At 58.1% G+C, this 3118-nt stretch carries 2 protein-coding genes, 1 tRNA gene and 1 pseudogene; 1 reads left to right on the top strand and 3 read right to left on the bottom strand.

Going from position 1 to position 3118, the window contains the following annotated elements:
* The 3 genes and pseudogenes from NW809_RS11550 to rpsB form a co-directional block, all read right to left on the bottom strand.
* The coding region (locus NW809_RS11550; RefSeq protein ID WP_414402195.1) for an amidohydrolase family protein at positions 1-540 on the bottom strand (540 nt) is incomplete at its 3' end.
* 410 nt (positions 541-950) lie between these two features.
* Positions 951-1595 (bottom strand): annotated as a pseudogene (gene tsf, locus NW809_RS11555) (translation elongation factor Ts); the annotation flags it as partial.
* Positions 1596-1770: 175 nt separating this feature from the next.
* Positions 1771-2574 carry a 30S ribosomal protein S2 gene (gene rpsB / locus NW809_RS11560; protein ID WP_011430474.1) on the bottom strand — a complete coding sequence of 268 codons (804 nt, stop codon included), beginning with the start codon at positions 2572-2574 and terminating at the stop codon, positions 1771-1773.
* Positions 2575-2784: 210 nt separating this feature from the next.
* Between rpsB and NW809_RS11565 the strand changes: the two genes are divergently transcribed.
* Positions 2785-2858 (top strand) — tRNA-Pro (locus tag NW809_RS11565).
* Positions 2859-3118 lie beyond the last annotated feature (260 nt).

A 3118-nucleotide genomic window follows, 5' to 3' on the forward strand; every position in this document is an offset into this window, starting at 1 on the left:
GGCCAACACCTCCGCTGTGGAGAGAGGATAGGTTTCCAGCTCCCGATCCGAAAAGGAGCCGCTGGGCAACCCCTGAGAGAGGGCTTGATCCTGGAGCAGGGGGCCGATGAAAGCGCGGATCCCGACTTCTCGGTAGGCCCGCACCGCCGCCTCGAGGGTGGCCAGCTCCTGGCCAGGGATGAGGATTAGGTGATCCACTACGGTCGTGCCGCCACTGAGCAAGGTTTCCACCGCTGTCGCCAGGGCGCTGAGATAAATCTTTTCTGGATCCGGGAGCGCGTACTCGTGCAGTTGTGCCAGCCACAGCTCCAGCGGGTAGGGCGGGATGATCCCTCTTTGCCACAGCTCCGAAGAGTGGGTGTGAGCGTTGACAAAGCCGGGCAACAAAAGCTTGTTGTGGGCATCGAGCTCTACGCCATCTGGGCCCACTGCCGCCAGCTCTTTGCCGATGGCAGCGATCCGCTCCCCTTCAATGCGGACATTTGTAGTCTCGTAGCCGGTGGCGGTGGGAATCAGCACATTGCGCAAAAGGTAGCTCATGGCCAGCAATCAAAAGAGCTGTTCTTCAGTTCACACTTTGCCGTGCCAAGGCAAAAAGGGAGGAAAGCCCCAAATACCCTCCCAGGACGCTTCCCGTGAGGAAGTCACCACCTAGCCAGCCCCCCTCAGGGTGGAGAGGCCCACCGAGTAGGCTGCTTCCACCAATCGGGGTGAATTCAGGGATCCATCCGCAGCGTGGAATGGGCTTATTTCTTCTTCTTGGTGGAGCCCTTTTTGGAGGGCTTGCCCTCAGCAGCAGGCGCTGGCTCTGCGTCAGCAGATTCTGCGACGACGGGTTCTGGGGCAACGGACTCTGCTGGAGGTTCGGCAGCAGGTTGGTCAGCCACAGGTTCTGCGGGAGGAGCGGCTGCAACTTCTGCCACTTGCGCTGGCTGTGCTGGCTTGAGACCGGCCTGAGCGGCCACCTCAGCGGCAAAATCCGCTTCTTGTTTCTCGATCCCTTCTCCCAAGACGAAGCGGGCAAACCGCCGCACCCGGATGTTTTCCCCTAGCTTGGCAATGTGCTGCTTCACCAATTCCTCTACGGTAATCGAGGAATCTTTAATAAAGGGCTGATCCATCAAGGACAGCTCTTTCAGGCGCTTCTCGATGCGGCCCTGCACGATCTTTTCCCGCACGTTTTCAGGCTTGCTGGCCAGATCCTCTTTGCCCATCTCGATGGCCCTTTCCCGCTCCACCACTTCGGGAGGGATCTGGTCAATGCTGACGTACTCCACGCTTTGGCAGGCGGCAATCTGCTTGGCAATATCTTGCACCAGCTTCTTAAAGTCTTCGTTGCGGGCCACAAAATCCGTCTCGCAGTTCACCTCCACCAACACACCGATCCGGTTGCCGAAGTGGATGTAGCTATCGACAACCCCCTCAGCCGCCACGCGACTGGCCTTTTTGGCTGCCCCTGCCAACCCTTTCTGCCGCAGCCAGGTGATGGCTTTCTCCATATCGCCACCGGACTCTTCCAGGGCTTTTTTACAGTCCATCATGCCTGCGCCCGTCTTTTCGCGCAGCTCTTTGACCAATTTGGCATCAATACTCATGAGGGTTCCTCAAATCTCACATCGTACAAAGAGGCAGAAAGGATGTGACCGGATGCAGAGGATAGGCAGGAGCAGAACAAAGGATGAATCTGGATTTTAAGGATACAGGCTTCTGGAGAAAGGATGGACAGGGAGCAACTCGAACCACCCAGGATCCCCACCCTCGGCCCAAGGGTTACTCTCCCTGCTCGGGATCCCCCTCCTCTTCATCCTCCACATCTTCCAGAATGTCATCCTCTAGATCCATGTCCATGGCCCCCTCGTAGTCGTACTCATCCTCTTCGACTGTGTCGAGCTGCCCATGTCGCCCTTCGTAGATGGCATCGGCCAGCTTGCCTACAATCAGCTTAATCGCTCGGATGGCGTCGTCGTTAGAGGGGATGAAGACATCGCTCAGGTCAGGATCGCAGTTGGTATCCAGCAGCGAGATGATCGGAATCTTGAGCTTGATACATTCCTGAACGGCGTTGGCCTCCCGCCGCTGATCGACGATGATTACCGCGTCGGGGAGCTTGCGCATAGTTTTGATGCCGCCCAAGTACTTCTCCAACTTGGCCAATTCCCGTTTTAGGCGGGCCGCTTCTTGCTTAGGCAGGCGATCCAGCAGGCCGCTGCTCTGCATCTCCTCGATTTCCTTGAGGCGGTCGATGCGGGTTTTGATGGTGGCCCAGTTGGTGAGCATGCCCCCCAGCCAGCGCTGGTTGACGTAGTAGCTGCCACAGCGAGTGGCCTCATGGGCGATGATCCCGGCGGCTTGCCGTTTGGTGCCGACAAACAGGAAACGCCACCCCTTTTCGGCCCCCTCCCGCACGTATTCATAGGCTTCGTTGAGGTAACGGGCCGTCTGCACCAGGTCGATGATGTGAATGCCGTTGCGCTCGGCGAAAATGTAGGGCCGCATCTTGGGGTTCCAGCGGCTGGCCTTGTGGCCGAAGTGTACCCCTGCCTCCAGCAGTTGAGGCAAACTGACTACGCTCATGAGTTGGTTATCTCCTACGGGTTAGCCTCCGCCCGAACGGATCCCCGTTGAGGACACCCGGTAGTTCGGGCGTGTGGTATTTTGACAGCTCAGCTATGCTAGCATGTGTTCTACAGGATCCGGTAACCAAGGCCTTGCACTTGCCGGGATCCGGTTCTAGAAGCTAAGCTGGTAAAGCACCTCCAGAGATTTTCTCTGGCTTAGGTGCGTCGGGGCGTAGCGCAGCTTGGTAGCGCACCACTTTGGGGTAGTGGGGGTCGAAGGTTCAAATCCTTTCGCTCCGACTGGAATTAGAGAGAGCCCCTTTCTAATGGCAGGGTCAAGCCATTCTTTTGGGGATTGCGGTAAACTACCCCGCGGCTGAAGCTAGGGGCTCTGAGGGCTCCGTCCCGCTGGCGCGAGCAGGGAAACTGCTCTTGGAAAGAAAGCTGCATTGGCGCTAGTGGTGCGGGGCCTCCTAGGTGGCTTCCATCAGAACCTCCGGGGTACTCCCGCCACAGCGCAGCTTGGCGGGATGGAGGATAGGCGGTGAGACGAAGGGGTT

The sequence above is a fragment of the Synechococcus sp. WC101 genome, from assembly GCF_047461555.1.
GTDB lineage: Bacteria > Cyanobacteriota > Cyanobacteriia > Thermostichales > Thermostichaceae > Thermostichus.